Annotated in this window: 14 protein-coding genes; 2 read left to right on the top strand and 12 right to left on the bottom strand. The window is 45.4% G+C overall.

The window, feature by feature from the left end:
- Nucleotides 1-59: 59 nt before the first annotated feature.
- The 5 genes from DW896_RS15360 to DW896_RS15340 form a co-directional block, all read right to left on the bottom strand.
- Nucleotides 60-2096 (bottom strand): ComEC/Rec2 family competence protein, encoded by a 2037-nt coding sequence (locus DW896_RS15360; RefSeq protein ID WP_119993517.1) that lies wholly within the window; start codon nt 2094-2096, stop codon nt 60-62.
- Nucleotides 2097-2154: 58 nt separating this feature from the next.
- Nucleotides 2155-2805, bottom strand: a complete 651-nt coding sequence (gene rpe / locus DW896_RS15355) for a ribulose-phosphate 3-epimerase (RefSeq protein ID WP_005830060.1) — start codon at nt 2803-2805, stop codon at nt 2155-2157.
- Nucleotides 2806-3070: 265 nt separating this feature from the next.
- Nucleotides 3071-4042 (bottom strand): methionyl-tRNA formyltransferase, encoded by a 972-nt coding sequence (gene fmt / locus DW896_RS15350; RefSeq protein ID WP_119993514.1) that lies wholly within the window; start codon nt 4040-4042, stop codon nt 3071-3073.
- A gap of 173 nt (nt 4043-4215) precedes the next feature.
- Nucleotides 4216-6006 (bottom strand): chloride channel protein, encoded by a 1791-nt coding sequence (locus tag DW896_RS15345; protein ID WP_016273078.1) that lies wholly within the window; start codon nt 6004-6006, stop codon nt 4216-4218.
- Nucleotides 6007-6014: 8 nt separating this feature from the next.
- Nucleotides 6015-6578: an L-threonylcarbamoyladenylate synthase gene (locus DW896_RS15340; protein WP_005830050.1), complete on the bottom strand. Its 564-nt coding sequence runs from the start codon at nt 6576-6578 to the stop codon at nt 6015-6017.
- Between the two features lie 80 nt (nt 6579-6658).
- Between DW896_RS15340 and DW896_RS15335 the strand changes: the two genes are divergently transcribed.
- Nucleotides 6659-7093, top strand: coding sequence for a thioesterase family protein (locus tag DW896_RS15335; RefSeq protein WP_005830048.1), 435 nt, complete (start codon nt 6659-6661; stop codon nt 7091-7093).
- Nucleotides 7094-7160: 67 nt separating this feature from the next.
- Nucleotides 7161-8333: a DNA-binding transcriptional regulator gene (locus DW896_RS15330; RefSeq protein ID WP_005830046.1), complete on the top strand. Its 1173-nt coding sequence runs from the start codon at nt 7161-7163 to the stop codon at nt 8331-8333.
- A gap of 1 nt (nt 8334) precedes the next feature.
- Here the strand turns inward: DW896_RS15330 and DW896_RS15325 are convergent, their stop codons facing one another.
- Genes DW896_RS15325 through DW896_RS15295 form a run of 7 tightly spaced genes read right to left on the bottom strand, consistent with a single transcriptional unit; the run spans nt 8335 to nt 20174 of the window.
- Nucleotides 8335-9783 (bottom strand): PA14 domain-containing protein, encoded by a 1449-nt coding sequence (locus DW896_RS15325; protein ID WP_005830044.1) that lies wholly within the window; start codon nt 9781-9783, stop codon nt 8335-8337.
- A 12-nt stretch (nt 9784-9795) separates the two neighbouring features.
- Nucleotides 9796-12117 (bottom strand): glycoside hydrolase family 20 protein, encoded by a 2322-nt coding sequence (locus DW896_RS15320; protein ID WP_119993512.1) that lies wholly within the window; start codon nt 12115-12117, stop codon nt 9796-9798.
- Complete coding sequence (locus DW896_RS15315; protein WP_119993509.1) at nt 12114-13565, bottom strand: glycoside hydrolase family 125 protein; 1452 nt, start codon at nt 13563-13565, stop codon at nt 12114-12116. The genes DW896_RS15320 and DW896_RS15315 overlap by 4 nt, the downstream gene beginning before the upstream one ends.
- A gap of 14 nt (nt 13566-13579) precedes the next feature.
- A complete protein-coding gene (locus DW896_RS15310; protein WP_044468242.1) occupies nt 13580-15184 on the bottom strand; it encodes a trehalase family glycosidase in 1605 nt (534 codons plus the stop codon).
- Between the two features lie 21 nt (nt 15185-15205).
- Nucleotides 15206-16348, bottom strand: coding sequence for an alkaline phosphatase (locus DW896_RS15305; RefSeq protein WP_008664179.1), 1143 nt, complete (start codon nt 16346-16348; stop codon nt 15206-15208).
- Nucleotides 16349-16361: 13 nt separating this feature from the next.
- Nucleotides 16362-17225 carry an endonuclease/exonuclease/phosphatase family protein gene (locus tag DW896_RS15300; RefSeq protein ID WP_005830032.1) on the bottom strand — a complete coding sequence of 288 codons (864 nt, stop codon included), beginning with the start codon at nt 17223-17225 and terminating at the stop codon, nt 16362-16364.
- Between the two features lie 18 nt (nt 17226-17243).
- Nucleotides 17244-20174 (bottom strand): GH92 family glycosyl hydrolase, encoded by a 2931-nt coding sequence (locus tag DW896_RS15295; RefSeq protein ID WP_119993507.1) that lies wholly within the window; start codon nt 20172-20174, stop codon nt 17244-17246.
- Nucleotides 20175-20269: the final 95 nt, after the last annotated feature.

Below are 20269 nucleotides of genomic sequence, written 5' to 3'. Positions count from 1 at the left end.
TATTTACTATTTGGCGTTTATAACAAATTGAAGGGGCAAAAGTACGAAAAGTTTGTGATTTATAACAATATGCGGTAAGAACCTTTTTGAGAAAGAAGAAGATAGGGAATACCTAAGCGAACGCAATCATTGGCAATCTTATTCTGATAATAGTCTGAAAGAGAAGCGTCAAGCACCACCATGCCCATGGAAAAGAGCGAAGTAAGTTCCTCTATCCCACCTTGATACCCCTTGGAGACATACAAATAATCAACTGAAAGGGGATGGGAAGAGTTCTTGTTTCTCCAACGGTTGTCGGAAAGAAGACAGATGCGCTTACCGGCGTAAGAGACAATCTGGTTACGCATGGATAAGCCGGAAGTGGTATAATCTCCGGCAACCAATCGGGGAGTCTCCAGACGCAGGCGGTTCCAATGCGGAGAAAGGGCACGGCACAGACGCGGCATATCCGGCAAGCTATCGGCACATGCCAACCAAGAATGACGGTTGTCTGCCATACAATGGACAACGGGACAACCTCTCACGCTATAAAAAGCAATCCCCTGCCGGGGAGCATTGGACATGATGGAAAGGGAATGCCAGGAAATCACTGCCAACAATGCCAGCAACGCAAAGCAGACTCTACGTACCGTAAGGCGTAGAAAGCCATAATATGCCATCCCCAAGAACAGATAGACGAGCAAAACACCCCATATATCCAGCCAAATATCATCAACAGCAGCGCCGGGAAGATGCTCTATCCAGCGGAGCACTTCATTCTGGACATGTACCAATGCCTCTACTACCCTTGCAAACAGATGTTGTACAAAAGGCAGCGGCGTAAGCATCAACAGAAAGACAGCAGAATACAGAACGAGTGACACCATGGGAATTACCCAAAGATTAGTCAACAGAAAATGAGTGGAAAAACGGGAGAAATAGAAAATGACCAAAGGGGCCGTGCCCAGCTGAGCAGCCACAGACACTGTCATAAGTCCCCACAAATATCGCAGGAAACGATTGTCAACCTTCCAAAGGGCATATAACTTAGGCTGTACAAGTACAATAGCTGCAACCGCCGAGAATGACAACTGAAAACCGACATCAAACAACCAGACCGGCTTGCACAGCAGCATCAGGAAAGCAGTTGCCGCCAGCGTATTCAGAGTCAGCGGCTTTTCCAGCTGCAAACCGGCAAACGCCAACAAAGAGAACATGACGACCGACCGCACCACCGAGGAAGACAATCCCGTGAAAAAAGCAAAACTCACCAAGAAAAGGACCAGAAGCAAAAGCAACAAAGGTTTTAACCGCCGCCATCGCCTCCACAAAGGACGAAGCACAAACAAGAGCAAAGCATACAGAAAACCTATGTGCAACCCCGAAAGTGCCAGTACATGGCTGGCTCCCGAAACGGAATAGGTCTCCACAATATCATCGCTCAGTTCCTCTTTATCCCCCACCGTCAACGCAGAAAGCACGGCCAATTCATCAGCTTCAAAGCCCAAACTCCGGTATAAGCCAACCACTTTCGCCCTATAATCCAGTGCCACCTGGCTGACAGTGCGAGAGGCATCATGCCCCGTCTTCCGCCAATGTCCGTCAGCCACGTAAGCCGTGCCGCTATAGCCTTTCCGCCTCAGGTAGCGGGCATAGTCAAACTCGTCGGGATTACCATTGTTTGCCGGAGGAACAAGCCGGGTAGATACCAGCAACTCATCACCACGGCGCAAAGTGGCCGTAGCAGAATCTTTCGGAAAATAAGCCAGAAAAAGATGATTCCGGGGGCAACCCGTAACTGTATCCTTCTCTACCTCTCCCAGCAGGGCAACCCTGCACAATATGCTGCGCTCCCTCTCTTCTGGATGCTCACGGATACAAACCCTATAAACAGCAGGTTTGCCCGAAAAGGGAAATACCCTCTTTCCCTGCTGCCAACTCATCAAGCAGCACCCCGTACCACCCAAGAAAAGGTATACCGCCGCTCCATACACCCATCCGGTATGCTTGTATCTACCTATAATAAAAAGAAAAAGCAGAAAACCTGCCACATACTCCCATGCAGAAAGCACGTGTGGAAACGCATCTCCACACAAAATACCAACTACCAACGGCATCAACAGTCGAAGGAAAGGATGCCGTTGCCAGCTGTCGATTATCAATCCAGAAGACGGATTACAGATTCCTTAATGCACGGATGGCCTCCTTCGGATCGGGAGCCGAGAAAACGGCATTGCCTGCCACCAGTACATCTGCTCCAGCTTCTACCAGACGCGAACCGGTTTCCAAGTTTACGCCACCGTCCACTTCTATCAAGGCCTGCGAACCGGTAACCGTAATCAATTCACGCAACTCGCGCACTTTATCAAGAGAATGCTCTATGAACTTTTGTCCGCCGAAGCCAGGATTTACGCTCATTATCAGCACCATGTATACATCATTAATAATATCCTTCAACAAGGATACGGGAGTTGCCGGATTAATTGTTACCGCCGGCTGCATCCCTGCTTCGCGGATTTGCTGCACCACACGGTGCAGATGCGGACAAGCCTCGTAATGCACATTCATGACATGTGCCCCCAGAGCCTTCACCTCCGGAATAAACTTCTCCGGCTGTACAATCATCAGATGCACATCCAAAGGTTTCTGCGACAGTTTTGCCACATACTTCAGTACCGGGAATCCGAAAGAAATATTGGGGACAAACACACCGTCCATGATGTCGATATGTACCCACTCAGCCTCACTTTCGTTAATCATTTCAATGTCTCGTGCCAGATAACCAAAATCGGCAGAGAGAATAGAAGGGGATATGATTGGTTTCATAATGTTATGTTCTAAAGTTTACGAACTTTGTTATGTACAAATATAGAGAAAAGATTTAATTCAGCCTAACATTGGAAATCAAAACTCTCACTGCAAACTTACTGCATACCTTTTGCAGCGTCACTGCAAACGTGTTGCAGTAGCACTGCAAAGCAGTTGCAGTCACACTGCATATTAGTTGCAGCAACACTGCAAAGCGGTTTGCAGTGACGCTGCAAAACGAGTGCAGTAGTTTTGCAGTAGGAAGTCATTGAATGACAATCAGTTATTTCATCACGTATCCTTCCGTCAACCGGAAGCCGCGCAACAGTTCATCCGTTTTCAGTTTCTTCTTGCCCGGAAGCTGGAGGGAGCAGATGCCGACAAAGCCATCTTCGGCAGCAACGCGGATATAGGTCTTCCCGTCTGTCTGCAAGGTTCCGGGAACCAGTTGATGGGATTCCCCTATTTTCTCCGTCTCGAAGATTTTTACCACAACAGATTCTCCACCGGGTTGGACCAGCTCCGTCCAAGCGGCAGGATAGGGAGAAAGACCGCGTATAAAATCGTAAATACGCTTCACCGGGCGGTTCCAGTCAATACGACAAGTATCTTTGAAGATTTTCGGTGCCGGACGCAGTTCACCCACGACGGCCATTTCTTCTTGAGGAATACTTTTCACTGTACCGGCAAGAATGGCATCTACGGTTTCTACCACCAGGCGACCGCCCAACAGCATCAGTTTGTCGTGGACGATACCCACGTTGTCCGTATCGGCAATGGGTACCCGTACCTGCTGGATAACCTCACCGGTGTCAATCTCATGTTTCAGGAAGAAAGTGGTGATGCCCGTTTCCGTATCACCATTAATCACCGCCCAGTTGATGGGGGCTGCGCCGCGATACTGCGGAAGCAGGGAAGCATGCAGGTTGAAGGTGCCCAATCGCGGCATGTTCCATACCACCTCCGGCAACATGCGGAAGGCAACGACTATCTGCAAATCGGCCTTCCATGCACGCAACGCCTCCACAAAAACCTCATCCTTCAGCTTCTCCGGCTGAAGAAGCGGAAGATTATGTTCCAGTGCATACTGTTTCACCGGAGAGAATTGGAGCTTATGTCCCCGTCCGGCAGGCTTGTCGGGCATCGTAATGACACCCACCACATTGTAACCTCCTTCTACCAGACAACGAAGAGCCTCCACCGCAAAGTCGGGAGTACCCATATATACAATCCTCAAATTCTTCTTTTCCACCATTTCATTTACAATTTACCATTTACAATGTACCATTTGCGAGGCAACTCATTTGCCCATTTACAATTTACCATTTACAATGTACGAAGCATCTTCTTTGCGATTTACAATGCCCCATCACCCCGAACGGCAAATAGTAACTTGTAAATAGTAAAATAGTAAATACCAAAAAGTCCTCAGTCTTCTGAAAAATGTACCAATACTTCACGGTACGAGTTGAATATCTTCGACTTGGACACGAAGCCCAAGTATTTGTTTTCCGCATCCACCACCGGCAGATTCCACGCCTTCGTATCATCAAAGGTGCGCATCACCTGCTCCATACTGTCCGTATCATACAGACGTGCCGGAGCCGAAGTCATCAGTTTTCCCACCGTGAAGCGATGATATAACTCCTGGCGGAACATAATGTTCCGGATATCGTCCAACAAGACAATGCCAATCAGCACCCCTTCCTTATCCGTCACGGGAAAGACATTGCGATGCGAGGCAGAAATGGCCTTTACCAGTTCGCCCAAATCCATTTCGGGATGCACGGTCACAAAATCCTTTTCCACCACATTCTCCATCTTCATCAAAGTAAGGATGGCCTTGTCCTTATGGTGCGTCAACAGTTCTCCTTTCTTGGCCAAACGCATGGAATAGATACTATGAGGCTCGAACATGATGATGGTAAGATAGGAACTGACGGAAACAATCATCAGTGGCAGAAACAGGTCGTATCCTCCCGTAAGCTCGGCTATGAGGAACACGCCGGTCAGCGGAGCGTGCATGACCCCACTCATGACCCCCGCCATTCCCATCAAGGCAAAGTTCTTCTCGGGCAGATAAGCCGTCATCTCTATTTCATTGCTGAAATGTGAAAAGACAAAACCGGCAATACAACCCAGATACAACGAAGGTGCGAAGATACCGCCGCAACCGCCCCCGCCATTCGTGGCACTCGAGGCAAAAACCTTGAACAGAATAATCAGTATGAGGTATATCAGCAACAGATTGCCGTGCCCGTAGAAGAAGGAATTATTCATCACCGTGTCCCATTCGGCATTGCTCATCCCATTCAGCAACAATTCTATCGTATCGTAACCTTCGCCATACAACGGTGGGAAAAGGAATATCAGGATACTCAGCATGGCACCGCCCATTATCAGTTTCTTATAGGGAGTTCTCAACCTTCCGAACACGCCTTCCACAGAGTTCATGGCCCGGGTAAAATAAAGGGAAACCAATCCGCAGAAGATACCCAGCATAATGACATACGGAATACGCTCCAGTTCGAAAGCTTGGTCCAGATGGAATTTGAACATGGCATCCGTACCCGTCACGATATAGGAAACAGTTGCAGCCGTCACCGCAGATATCAGCAACGGCAACAAGGAGGACATTGTCAAATCTATCATCAGTACCTCCAGCGTAAATACCAGACCGGCAATCGGCGCCTTGAAAATGCCTGCAACCGCACCGGCAGCACCACATCCCACCAATAGCATCAGCGTACGATGCTCCATCTTGAAGATGGTTCCCAGATTGGAACCGATAGCCGAACCCGTCAGCACAATAGGCGCCTCTGCCCCGACCGAACCACCGAAACCGATGGTAATGGAACTGGCTATGATGGACGACCAAGTGTTATGCCGTTTGATGCGTCCCTGCCGCCGCGAGATGGCGTATAGGATTTTGGTAACACCATGACTGATGTCGTCCTTCACCACGTAGCGGACAAACAATCCGGTCAGGAAGATACCCACTACCGGATAGACCAGATAAAGGTAGTTGGCTTCCGTCGCATTGAAATTATCCGTCAGGAAGTTCTGTATCCAGTGTATGATGACTTTCAGTATCAGTGCGGCGAATGCCGTAAAGATACCTACAAGAAAACTGAGAATCAGTATGAACCGCTTTTCCTTGATATTCTTTTCGCGCCATATGATGAAGCGCTGCAACAAACTCCTCTTGTCCTCTGCCATTTTTCCTTTTATTCGCGAATAATCTTAATGACTCCGCCCTTGCCCAACTTGATGATACTGGACGGTTTCGGGCGTCCCGTTTCCTCCTGGCGGTATCCTACTATATAATCCACCGCAGACTTGATGTCTTCACTTATTTCACTGAAGTTACCGGGAGACGGTTGCCCGCTGACATTGGCAGAAGTAGAGACTATCGCCTTGCGGAACTGCTGACAAAGCCGTTTTGAAAATGCCTCACTGGTGACACGGATACCTACACTACCATCTTCGGCAAGCAAGTTAGGAGCCAGATTACGCGCTCCGGAATAAATTATGGTAAGGGGCTTGTCAGCCAGTTCTATCAAATCCCAGGCAACCTCCGGAACATCCTGCACATAGAAATCCACCTTTACCGGAGAATCTACCAATACCAGCATCGCCTTACTGTCAGAGCGTTGCTTGATTTCATATACACGGCGCACCGCTTCTTCATTGGTAGCGTCACAACCTATACCCCAAATCGTATCTGTCGGATACAGAATTACCCCGCCCTCGCTCATTACCTGGCAGGCTTTTTTGATGTCTTCTATCATTTCTTGATATATAAGTTCACGGATTAACACGCAAAAATAGTATTTTTGCAGCGATTATAAACAAAGTTTAAGAGAAAACAATGGAAGAAATTCAATTTAACCACACCCTGCCCATACAACTACGCTTCAATGACGTCGACAAATTCGGCCATGTAAACAACACTGTTTACTTCTCTTTTTATGATTTAGGAAAAACGGAATATTTCGCTTCCGTATGCCCGGATGTAGATTGGGAAAAGGATGGTATCGTTGTCGTCCATATTGAAGCAAACTTCCTCGCACAGATTTATGGTTCGGACCATATCGCCGTGCAAACTGCCGTCACTGAGATAGGAACCAAAAGCTTCCACCTCGCCCAACGGGTCATTGATACGGAAACCCAAGAAGTAAAATGCGTATGTACCTCCGTCATGGTAGCCTTCGACCTCGCCAAACACGAGTCCAAGCCACTGGAAGAAAAATGGATTGAAGCAATCTGCAAATATGAGGGAAAAGATTTGAAGAAAAAGAAATAAAATCCTATATTTGTCAATTAAGCTAACATTTGTATAAGTAACAATCAGTTACATTTAGTCAACTGCTATGATTCGATTGATATTATTGACCGATTTTACAGAGTCCTTTTCGTACAATCTGCTAAAGGGGGTATTGGCCTATTCCAAAAGCCATGAGCCATGGGTAGTATGCCGTATGCCACCCTCCTACAAAAACAGTCATGGTATAGAAGGAGTCTTGAAATGGGCAAAGACATGGCATGCAGATGCAATCATCGGCAGATTTGACAATGATGACAACGTGGAGCTATTCCGTGAAAACGGAATTATCGCATTGGCCCAGGATTATAAATCAAGGTTCAGCAATATTCCAAACATCACCGGCGATTACCGCAAGACCGGCAGAATGGCAGCAGAGTTTTTTCTGAGTAAAGGCTTTCAGAACTTCGCATTCTATGGTTATCGCGATACGGTATGGTCACAAGAACGTTGCGAGGGTTTCTATGAATGTATAGCAGCCCAAGGGTTTGGAAACAATTTCTATTCTTATCAGGACCAATCCCTTGATGACTTATGGTTTTATGAAGCACCGCCCCTGCTCAACTGGTTAAAGTCATTGCCACAACCTACGGCACTCATGGCTTGCGATGACAATCAAGGTAACCGCATTACGGAAATCTGTAAAGTCAACAACATCAGAGTGCCCGACAAGATAGCAATATTAGGAGTCGACAATGATGAGATTATATGCAATCTTTCAGACCCTCCCCTATCCAGTATCAGCCAAAACATTGTAAGAGGCGGATTTGAGGCAGCTGCCCTCATAGAACATCTATTGAATGATGAGGAGGCCACTTATCAGGACGTAGTGCTCCAACCAGTTAATATAATCAACCGGCTTTCAACCGACTTCTATTCTACCACCGATGCCCATATCCAAACCGCTCTGAAATATATCCATCAGAATATAGCGGCTGATATCACCGTATCGGATATAGTGAAACAAGTACCATTATCACGCCGTTTATTGGAGATTCGTTTCAAGCAAGTCACTCAGCAATCCATCCACAAATACATCTTCAACCTTAGGATGGAACGTTTTGCCCAATTGCTGTTGGCCAGTGATGCTCCGATTGCAGATGTGGCGGAACAAGTCGGAATAAACAATCTGAAGAACTTGTCCCGCCAATTCAAAGCTTTGAAGAAAGTCTCTCCCAATGAATATCGGAAAGAGTACCAGACAAAGAGTTACCAGCGCTGATTTAATCCGGTACAAACAACATGGTATCAGGTAACACGGTTTCCAGAACATTCCGTCCCGAATACCCGACTTCCAATTCCTGGCCCATGTAATCTTCGAAATACAGCAGATGCAACTCGTGGTACCCTGCTTCGAGAGCGACTTTCCCTTCGGCACGGCGTCCGCTGTGTCCACCGTCGTTATCAACAATCAATTTACCGTCTATGTATAGTTTAGAACCATCATCGGAAAAAGTATAGAAACGGTATACTCCCCTTTCTGGAATTTTCACCAACGTACGGAAATCATAAGCAAAATGATCAGGGACGGCTACTTCTTCAATCGAGAAGTTCTTCATCACCCCTTCCTTCACTTTATTGCAGGCGGCAATATCGGCAACACGTTTACATTTGCCTTCATAATAGGTATATGCCACGCCCTGCTTCTTGGGAGAAGTTCCCGTAGCCGGCAAATAAGCCATACTCTGCTCCTCATCCGAATTCAGACCTGAAGGGTAATAGTAGGCAGCCTCCCTTCCCGAAGGAGTGGAAATCCATGTGTCAAATTTGAATTGGTCTTCGTACAGTTCAATGATACGGGCTCCTCTCGTCAACTCTCCATACGCATCCGCACCGGTCACCCGTCCGTATCCCAATGCAATACCTTTATCTATTCCTATAAAATCGTTATCATGGTCATGTCCTACAAATACTCCCATTACATCCCTCATGTCAAGGAAGGAAGCAAACATACCAGAATTGATATTAGCAGAGGCAACTCCACCTTCTTTGTCATTGCCATAAGTTTTCCCGTCACCTCTGATTTCGTTGTATTCAATCAGCGGAATATGGAAAAAGGCCAAAGCAGGAACGGGATTACCACCGTTCTTCTCTGCAAAGTGTTTACTTTGCTTTCTGTACCATTCTATTTGGTCGAAATGAATCCAGTCGTAAGCACCATAGATTTTATTAGGCTGATAGTCGTTGGAATCCATGCAATAGAGCAATGCCTCTACCTGGTCCTTCTTCTCCGGACTATAAATAGAAATCACACAATTACCACATCCCATAATATCTTCAGGGCCTTTTGCCCCCACATAGTAGGGAGACTTCAAGAGGAAATCATAGATTTCATTGCGCGTCAAGTATTCTGCATCATGGTTTCCCATCATCACCACAAAAGGCATCTTGGCTTCATTGAAAATATCCACTACACTTTTCCATCCATCCATAGCAGGGTCATCGGTCACCACATCCCCACTCAGTATAGCAATGTCCGGATGTTCGGCTGCCAGGACAGCACGGATAGTAGCTGCCGTTTCGGCACACTTTGCAGAACCCGGCATCCAGTGCAAATCTGTAAACTGTGCTACTACAAACCTGCCATCCTTAAAAAAGAATTGCTTCTGCGCAAAAGCCGTTACCGGCATACAGCCCAACAGTACAACTAAAAGAACAACTATTTTCTTCATAATTTCTTGAGATTAATATATTTCTATTTCATCTATTGCCAACTCACTCTGCACCCCTTCATGAAAATATCCTTTCGGGCACAAGCCACCACTCAATAATTCCAAGCGGACAAATGTAGCTTCCGTTTCGGCAAATGAAAGAGATGCCGGAAAACGGGTGCCTTCCGTCAAGCTAAAATCATAAGTCAGCCGTTTAGTGCCCACCGGAATAAAAGTCTGACCATCCATTGAAACAGAAACACTCATCGCCCTTGCCGGCCATATCTCATTTACCGGCCGCCATAAAGAAGAAAAGGCCACTTCCTTGACTTTTTGAGGTTTCTTCAGTTCCACTACAATCTGTACAGTATCCTGGTAGAAGCTAATCCAGCGACGCATGTCGCGGGCATAGCCACGTCGTCCATCAGTCAGCCCGAAGCCTTTATTCAAGTGTTCCCATCCTGCTTCAGGATTACAAGTATAGTCACATCCGGTTGCCTTGTTTACAGCAAAACTCTTGCGGGTCACTTTCCCTAGCGGCTTACCGCTTCTGTAAACTGCCGAATAAATAGTTGCATCCTCGTCCAACGGTATCGGAGTCTCATAAAGGGAAGATGAAGTGTTGACCGTTGAATCATTTACCGCATAGTAAATATCGGCATCCGGACAGAAGGTTTTCAAAGTCACCTCATAAGTTTGCTGCGACTTGTTCCATGCACCAATCTGATTGACTTCATAGAAGTTGCGGCAAGCATTCACTCCGCAATAATCCAATCGTTCAAACTCCTTATCCAGCCTACGGGCAAACGACTCGAAGTCCTTATGTTCCGGCTGTGTCCATTGCACCTCTGACATAGCCAGCAAACGAGGGAAAGCCATATATTCAAAATACTCGGGAGTCTGTATGTACTCTCCCCAGATATTGGCTTGTACACCTATTATATAAGCTTGTTCTTCCGGAGTCAGTTCAGCAGGAAGCGGGTTATAATTGTACACCGTATCCAACGGAAGAAAACCGCCGATAGCCAACGGGGCAAATTCCGGACTTTCCTGGTAGTAATCCAAATAACACTTTTTGCCGGGTGTCATAATGACTTTATGCCGTTGGTGAGCCGCTTCGATACCTCCTTTTTCGCCACGCCATGACATGACGGTAGCATTAGGAGCAAGCCCTCCTTCCAGAATCTCATCCCACCCGATGATGTCACGCCCTTTACTGTTCACAAATTGCTCAATCCGATGGATAAACCAACTTTGCAGAGCTTCTTCGTTGGGCAGACCTTCCCGCTTCATCAAATGCTGGCAATGGACACACTTCTTCCATGCTTTCTTGGGACACTCATCTCCACCAATGTGGATATAATGGCTGGGGAAGAGTTCCATAACTTCGGTCAGCACATTTTGTAAAAATTCAAATGTATGCTCTTTGGGACAATAGACCTCATCAAAAACATCAAAATAATCACGCACCACATAAGTCTTTCCCAATCCGCAAGAAAGTTCCGGATAGGAAGCCAATGCTGCGGATGCATGTCCCGGCATTTCTATTTCGGGAATGACCGTAATGAAACGGTCGGATGCGTACTTCACAATTTCCTTTATTTCTTCCTGCATATAATAGCCTCTCTTTTCTTTTCCATCGTAACGCCGTGGAAAATAATAATCAGAGTGTCCTATCTGAGTCTGTTTACGATAAGAACCTATTTCAGTCAGTTTCGGGTATTTCTTTATTTCTATTCTCCATCCTTGGTCATCTGTCAGATGAAAATGGAATTTATTCAATTTATAGAATGCCATCAAATCAAGAAACTTCAGCACTTCCTCTTTTGGCAGAAAATTACGCCCTACATCCATCATAGCCCCACGATGAGGGAAACGGGGAGCATCCGTAATGCTGACAGCAGGAATCCTAATCTTTCCTTCGTATTTCCGGTCACCATCATAAATGGCTGCCGGCATGAGCTGCAGCAAAGACTGGACACCATAAAAAAATCCGGCGGCAGTTTCATTGGAAGATATATTTATCCTATCGGAAGAAACCTCCAATGTATAGGCCTCATCGGGCAAGGAATTATCTATAGATAAGCAAATATCAGCCTTTCCCGTTTCCGAAATATCCTTCAGCGTTACAGAAGTGTTTTTCAACGCATCCTCCAAATAATGAAAAACTTTCATCGCGGCTTCCCCGGAAGGGACAGCCACTGTTTTTTTCCCTTGCAAGACATACACTCCCTGCATTGGAGCAAGTTCATTCGGCATGGGTATAATACCATAGTTTGCCGCTACATCATCAGCCACTCTCCCACAAGAGAGAAAAATGAATGACATAGCCAGTAACCAATATCTTATCTTCATAGTATTTGGGATAATAAGTTGGGATATTCCTTGATTGTATTCAGTATCAGTTCACCGAACAAAGTATTTGTCCAGGCAAACCAGGAACGAGTAAAGTCCGCGGCATCCTCCGAATGGAAAGACTCATGCATAAAGCCCGTCCCTCCATCCGTATCACGAAGTTGCTTCAGACAAGCACGTATTTCTTCGGAATCATCCGTTGTAAAAGCCTTCATAATGATGCTCATCGGCCAGATATAATTCAATCCCACATGAGGGCCTCCTACCCCTTCACCGGCTTTTCCTTTAAAGAAATAAGGATTATTGCCGCTCCATATCATTTTACGGGTATTCTGATAAATCGCATCTTTAAAAGAACAATAACCCAGATAAGGCGCAGCCAGCAAACTGGGTACATTGGCATCGTCCATACAAAGCGCGTTACCAAAACCGTCGACCTCAAAGGCATAAATACGTCCACAAACCGGATGATTGAAAGTACCATACCTACGGATAGCTGCATCCACTTCATCTGCCAATGTTATACATTCTCCGGAGAAGTCCTTGTTTCCATAAACTTTATCCTCTATCTCAGCCAATTGGCGCAATGACACAACCGCAAACATATTAGAAGGAATCAGAAAACCGTATTGTGTAGCATCATCTGACGGACGGAAAGAAGAAACGATTAAGCCGACCGGCTTTACCGGTGCTCCCCATCCGTTGTTAATCTGCGAATCTGTAGGGCGGTCGCAATCGCGCGTAAAGCTATAAGGTCCTAAGCCTTGTTTCCTCTGTTGCTCTTTAAAGGTCTTGACCACCAGCAGCATAGCTTTATGCCAATTTTCATCGAACACAGACGTGTCTTCCGTGTATTGCCAATAATGATAAGCCAGACGAATGGGATAGCACAAAGAATCTATCTCCCATTTGCGTTCATGCAGTTCCTTAACCATATGTTGTGTATGGTCGGTTTCCCAATAGCTGCCCAACGGCCCGTCGTTGAAGGCATTGGCATACGGGTCTATCAAGATACATTCAGTCTGTCTGTTGACAAGTCCTGCCACCATCAACTGCAAGTCCTTATCTTTCTTCATCAACGGCAGATAGGGCCATACTTGCGCTGAAGAGTCGCGCAGCCACATGGCATCTATATCACCTGTAATGACGAAAGTATCTGGTCTGCCATTCTTCACTCTATATCTGACAGTAGTGTCAAGCGTATTGGGAAAACAGTTCTCGAACATCCAACGCAACTTCTCGTCCTTTATTTTAGGCTTTGCTTCTTCAATGGCAGCATCTACTGCCTTCGAAATGAAGCTCCTTTTGCTTGCAGAAGGACGCAACGAAACATATCTCTGGCTGAAAGTCCCGGATGAAGATAATACGGAAGCGGGCTGAAAGGTCATTGCAGCCAAGGCAAGCCCGCCAGTCTTCAGAAATTGGCGTCTTGACATATTGTTTTTCATGATTGATTTCTTCTTTAATAGGTATGCTTACCGGATGTCACATTTATCTTTTTCTCTTTTCCACCATAGAGTACACACAGTTCAAAATCAATATTAGAATCTACTGTGATACGGGGTTCATCACTTGCAGAACGGCGTGCTTCAGCTTTTAAGGAGATAAGCCCTTCGGGACCAAAAGGATAGCGTTCTATGCCGTTAATCTCCGTCAAATTCATATCCCAGATAATCTGCTTTTTGGCATAATCTCCCCGAATACCGATAATAAATTCTATCAATTCAGCAATAGGAGGAAGTCCTGCCCAACCCACAAAATTATCCCTTGCCATAAATCCCGGCTCAGCACTTTCCGGAGCATAATATTCCCAAAAAGTTCCAGTCTTCTTATAGACCTCAAACACCTGGGCATAATGATTCAAACAAATCTCCCGTGCCAGTTTACCATAACCTTTCTGCACAAGGCCCTGCATCACCATGTAATTAGTTCCCGGCCATACGCCACCCTGCCAATAACGGCCATTCTCCTTGTACTTGGGATTATCGGCAGACAAAGAAGGAATACGGTGTTTCCGGTTGAATGTGGCAGGATTATCCAATTCCTTCACCATGCGGTCCAACTGTACAGAATCCAATACATCAGTAAACAGAGCCCAATAGGCACCTATTCCCTTGGTTGTACAGAGCGTACCGTCAGCATACTGGTCATAAAGGAAACCGGTCTTTTCATCCCAAAGATTGTCATGGATATATTTTCCCAGCATTTTGGCTTCGTCTTCAAACTCTTCTATCTCTTGCCAACGTTCCAGATAAAAGCCCATCTCAAGTAGTAAATTGGCAGTAAATAATTGCTGTAGGTTTGTATCTAACCAAATCATATGCCCGTGACTGTAGATAGGGCTGTATTCCGACGGAACACGGGGCATATTATCCATGCCGGTCCCCCATCCGCTTGACCAGTAGGTTCCATTTCTCCAAGTATGGTTCAATTTCAACCACTTATAATAAGCACAAAGTACCGGAAATATCTTGTGCAGGCGTTCCGTATCACCAAACTGATGGAAATAGACCATCTCACACCAAGGCATCAAATTCGGTCCGGTACTCACCGGATCATAGCGTTCAAAGCAATCGGCACCATCTGCCTTTATTTCACGGCAAATGAAACCGTCGGGATGCTGCTTGGCGTAAAAGTTGTTCAGCGTATTCTGGAAAGGAAAGAAACGGGTACCATAACGGGCAAACATCAGAATGAAAGAGGAATCCCACATAAAGATATTACCATTATAAGCTGTATCCAAATAGCTTGAGACAAAACCCGAGCCTGCTTGAGGAGCACGAATATTGCCGATAGCTATTTCCCATGCCTTCCAATACATTTCAAGTTCCTTGTCATGTCCACCCCAAATGGGATTGGGAAGAATCTGCCGAGCTTCTTCGAAGCTTTTCGGCACAATCGTCTCAGGTTTTGCCACACGATACTCATTTTCAGTGACCAGCGGTTCCTTTACATATGTATTTTTATAAGGCAAATGATACTTTTCATCATTGCCACAGCTCTGAGCTTTCAGCAAAGGGAGAGTGGAAAAAGAAAGCAAGCCTACCAATAAAATGTGTTTCAACATAGGAAATAGTTATTTTTTAAATTACAAATTGAGCAGTTTTTTTATCTTGTCAAAGATAGCAGTATTTTCAAAAATCCCTGTAAACTCCTCTGCACCGGGACCAAAAGCATACACTGGTACCATTACACCGCTATGACCACCGGTAGAGAACTTACATACGATTCTGCCTTCTGCCAAATCTCCATCAACCAACGTAAGTCCACCAGTCTCATGGTCTGCAGTAACTACTACCAATGTTTCTCCATCCTTGGCAGCCCATTCATAAATGGCACCGATAGTACGGTCAAAGTCATGTGTTTCCTGCATCAGCAAATCAATGTCATTGAAGTGTCCGTAGTCATCCAGCTGCGAACCTTCTATCATCATAAAGAAACCGTTTTTATTTTGGTCCAGCAATTCGATACCTTTCAATGAAGCACGTGCCAAAAGGTCGCCACGTTCAGCAGGAAGAGGAGTATCGACGGGATAAGGTACGGCAAATACCTTACCACTCTTTATGCCAGCCAATTCATCCCAACTGCGAGGAGTCTGAAATCCTTTATCGCGTAGTTCCTTAAACAAGTCACGTCCATCTTCACGGTTTTCGAAAAGCTTGGCACCTCCACCGAATACATAATCGGCACTGCAATTAACGTAATCTGCTACGATTTCAGCTTCCGCATCCCTATCCTTGTTATGGCAACAAAAATCAGCAGGAGTGGCATCCCACAGACGGCAAGTCACCGCTATACCGGTCGATTTACCTTTAGCAGCAGCCAGGTCTACCAATGATTTCAAAGGACGTCCTTCGGTATCTACACCCACAGAATGATAGTTTGTCTTCTGCCCCGTAGCTATGGCTGTTCCACCCGCTCCCGAGTCTGTAATCAGCTTGTTGGCACAATAGGTTTTAGACAAACCCACTACCTGGCAGTTATCCAAAAACAACTTGCCTCGATTGGCTGTCCAGGCAGAATATACGTGCATAAGACTCATGCCATCACCAATCATCAAGATGACATTCTTTATCTTCTTGCCCTGGGGAGGGGTAATCTTTGTCACCTCATAAGGTTGGTCCAAAACATAGGTCTGTTCTTTATCACGGCGGCTTTGTGCCGATAACTCTACCGGCAGTAGCAAGACTGCCAAGAGCATAACGATACATATTCTTAATATCTTAGTCATAATTATTGTTTTATTATTCAACTGTTACTAAAATAGGGGCATGGTCGGAGAGGAAAGCATTATTCTCTGTTTCAGCCAATACACCATACCTCAAAACTTTCAGTCCATTACGTACAAAAACGTAATCAATCAGCGGACGTTTATCGTAAGGAATCTTTCCGAAATCATGGAAACTCCATGCCGGACCATAAACAATTGCCGATGCCTGGCGTGCATCTGTCAAGTGTTCCGGATTGGAAGGGTCAGTCACGTGTTTGATGACATCCGATTCCGGACTAGCATTAAAGTCGCCCGTTACTACTACGGGTAAGTTACCACTCAACTCATTTACTTTATCCAGCATAAGGCTTATACCTTCACGACGTGCAGCAACACCTACATGATCCAAGTGGGTATTCAATGCGAAGAACTCCTTGCCACTTACTTTATCTTGCAGTTTTGCCCATGAAGCGATACGCTCACAAGCTCCATCCCAGCCCTTGGAACCGGCAACTTCAGGAGTCTCGCTCAACCAGAAATAGCCAGAATCCAGCAAGTTGAAACGATCTTTCTTATACCAGAGTGCACTATATTCACCCTTTTCCTTTCCATCTTCACGACCTACACCGATGACTCCGTATTCCGGCAATCGTTGTTTAAGGTCTTCCAACTGATTATGAAGTACTTCTTGCGTACCCAATATATCCACATCATAAAAACGGATGGCATTTGCCGCGCGGTCTTTACGGTATTGCCAGTTGTCCAAGCTATCTTCCGGATTGTCATAGCGAATATTGAAACTCATGACATTAACGGGCTCTGGTGCAGGTGCCTGCTGCTTCACCTGTCCGCATGATGCAGCGAACAAAGGTAAAAATAACAAAAATAACTTTCTCATAGCATATATATTAAACTATTATTTCACAAATAAAGCCGATGCAGGGATGGGTGCCAACTTCTCGGCAGAAGGCAGTTTCCAAGCCCAGCTCAAATACTCACCTTCATAATCTTCAAAGTAATAGAGCTTGTAAGGATGAAAACCTTTCTTCAGCGCGACCATTCCGGTAGCAGGAATTGCAGCATGGGAAGCATCATTATTGACTACCTGCTCATCGTGAATGTACAAGACACTGCCATCGTCCGAACGGGTCTGGAAAGTATAGACCCCATCTTCGGGAACATTTATCAATCCAGAAAAGATATAACCGAAATGATCCTCCTGCTTAGCACCCTTAATAGAAGGTTCGGGCATGACACCAGACTCCAGCAACGGTGACTTTTCTACATCAGCCACTTTCTGGGAAGTGCCTTCAAAGTACTTATAAGATGTACCATTCTGAGTAGGATTTACAGAAAGAGCAGCCTTTAATTCAGCTTTCGTTGCCGATATGGATAATGTTCTGCTTGAGCGGAGACCTTCCTTGAATCCTTTGGCTTTTATTAAAGTGGTCTTGTCCAGTTCAAAAGGCTGCTCGTACAATGCCGACTGCTCTGTGGGCTCGCTGCCATCCAATGTATATCTGATTTCGGCATCCTTGGTTGTTGTGGCCAATGCAACCGTTACCTTATCCATAAACAAGTTCAAATCCTTATCCACATAGGGAATGGAAACGACTTCATCTTTAGTATAGGAATAAGGGGATGCTTCAGAGGAAACACCTCTCTCCATATTCGGCTTGTCGGACAAAGTAAAACGAAGTTCTCCACCTTCCATCAACTGTGCATAAGTAATAAAATTTACATCTATCGGTTGTCCGTTCAATTCTACTTTTGTGATATAGACATTCTTCTTCGGATTGTTGGCAAGGATGGTCAAAGTCTTTCTATTTGCCAGGTTGACAACCGCTTTCTCAAATAGAGGAGTAGTCAGTGCAAATTCATTGCTTCCCGGACAAACTGAATAAATACCCAAGCTGGATAATATATACCAACCGGACATCTGTCCACAATCTTCATTACCAATGATTCCTTCAGGCGTAGGAGCGTACATTTCATGGAGCAGACGGCGTGTCATTTCCTGCGTCTTCCAAGGCTGTCCGACGTAATCGTACAGATAGGCGATATGATGGCTCGGCTCATTGCCATGAACATATTGACCTATCAGTCCGGTAATATCCACTAAATCGCCATGTACATCCGACTCTACTGTAAAGATAGAATCGAGTGCGGTAATAAACTCTTTCTTACCACCAAACAGTTGTGCCATACCGCTTACATCGTGAGGTACAAAGAAACGATACTGCCAGGCTGTGGCTTCCGTATAGGCACGACCTATCTCAATAGGATTGAAGGGAGTTTCCCAGTTCCCATCCATCCGCTTGGGGCGGAAGAATTTTGTATTACCATCAAAAACATTGATATAGTTCTGGGAACGTTGAATATACTTTTGATAAATATCATCCTTACCCATTTCCTGAGCCATACGTGCAATACACCAGTCATCATAGGCAAACTCCAGCAAACAAGAGATGGACTCTTTCTTTATATTAGAAGGAATAAAGCCATTCTGAATATAGTAATCAGCTCCCTTTTTGTTCTTTTCAGAAGAAACTACCATAGCTTCCAACGCCTTTTCCGCGTCAAATCCTCTAATACCCTTCATATAAGCATCTGCTATAACGGACACTGCATGATAACCAATCATAGTTCCCGTCTCTCCGGCAGAAAGCGGCCAGATAGGAAGTTCACCCGAAGATTCGTAAATGTCCAGAAAGGAATTTATCATATTATTGACCAAAGTTGTATCAATCAAAGTCATCAACGGATTCCATGCACGGAAAGTATCCCAAAGCGAAAATGTAGAATATTGCACTTTGCCTTTTGGCAATTGCCCAATTTCCATATTATGACGGCGGTACTCACCATTGACATCACTCACGACATTGGGTACAACCATAGAATGATACATGGCTGTATAGAAATTCTTCAAGTCGTCCGTATTGCCGCCTTTTACCGTAATAGCAGAGAGAGCTTGTTCCCAAGCGGAACGGGCAGCACTACGCACGGCATCAAAATCGAAACCTATCACCTCGGTTTCCAAATTCTCACGTGCATTCTTTTCACTGACAATGGATAATCCAACTTTGGCTATAACCGGCTCTCCATTACTATTATCGAAGGACAAGCAAGCCTGCAAATCGGTACCGTTCAACTTAACTCCTGCAGAAACCATCTTTTTATTCTGTATAAAGTCTATGGCCTGAAAAGGTTTCGAGAACTGGGCTACAAAATAAACGTACTGATTGTCCGTCCATCCCCTGGTTCTGCGCATACCTGTTATTTCGTTGGCGGCAGTCTGTTCAAGTTCAGCCTCATAAATATATTCGTTATCAAGCAAATGAGTCAAATCTATAATAATAGATGCTTCTTTGCCGGAAGAAAACGTATAGCGGTGCATACCGGCGTGTGCCGTTACCGTCAATTCAGCTTTTATTCCTTCTTCTTTCAGAACAACCGAATAATATCCGGCAGAAGCATCTTCGTCTTTATGGGAAAAAGCCGCTGGCTGGTAAATGCTTTCCGTAGTCAAATCCGGTTTCAGCGTAGTAGGACGAAACAGTATATCCCCAAGATCAATGCATCCGGTCCCACTTAAATGTGTGTGTGAAAAACCTTTTAGAGTCGTATCATTATAATGATACCCCGAACAAGCATCCCAGTTTCCGGCACGCGTGTCAGGGCTTAACTGTACCGCCCCGAACGGAACGGTTGCCCCCGGATAAGTATGCCCATGAAAGCCGGTACCTATAAAAGGGTCTACATAGTCTACGGGAGATAGTTCACCGGATGTACAAGAGCAGCAAGCCCAAAAGGCAGTAGTTGCACATATAAGAGTTTTTAATTTCATCAGACTGTATATTTGAAGAGCGCTGCAGACTGTCGGGAATGCCGTCTCTCCGTATATTAAAATGATTTTATGAATAGCCTTTGCAAATGAAAGAA

This window comes from Bacteroides sp. AM41-16, assembly GCF_003603495.1.
Taxonomy (GTDB): Bacteria; Bacteroidota; Bacteroidia; order Bacteroidales; family Bacteroidaceae; genus Bacteroides; species Bacteroides uniformis.
This window is presented reverse-complemented; position numbering and strand designations above follow the sequence as displayed.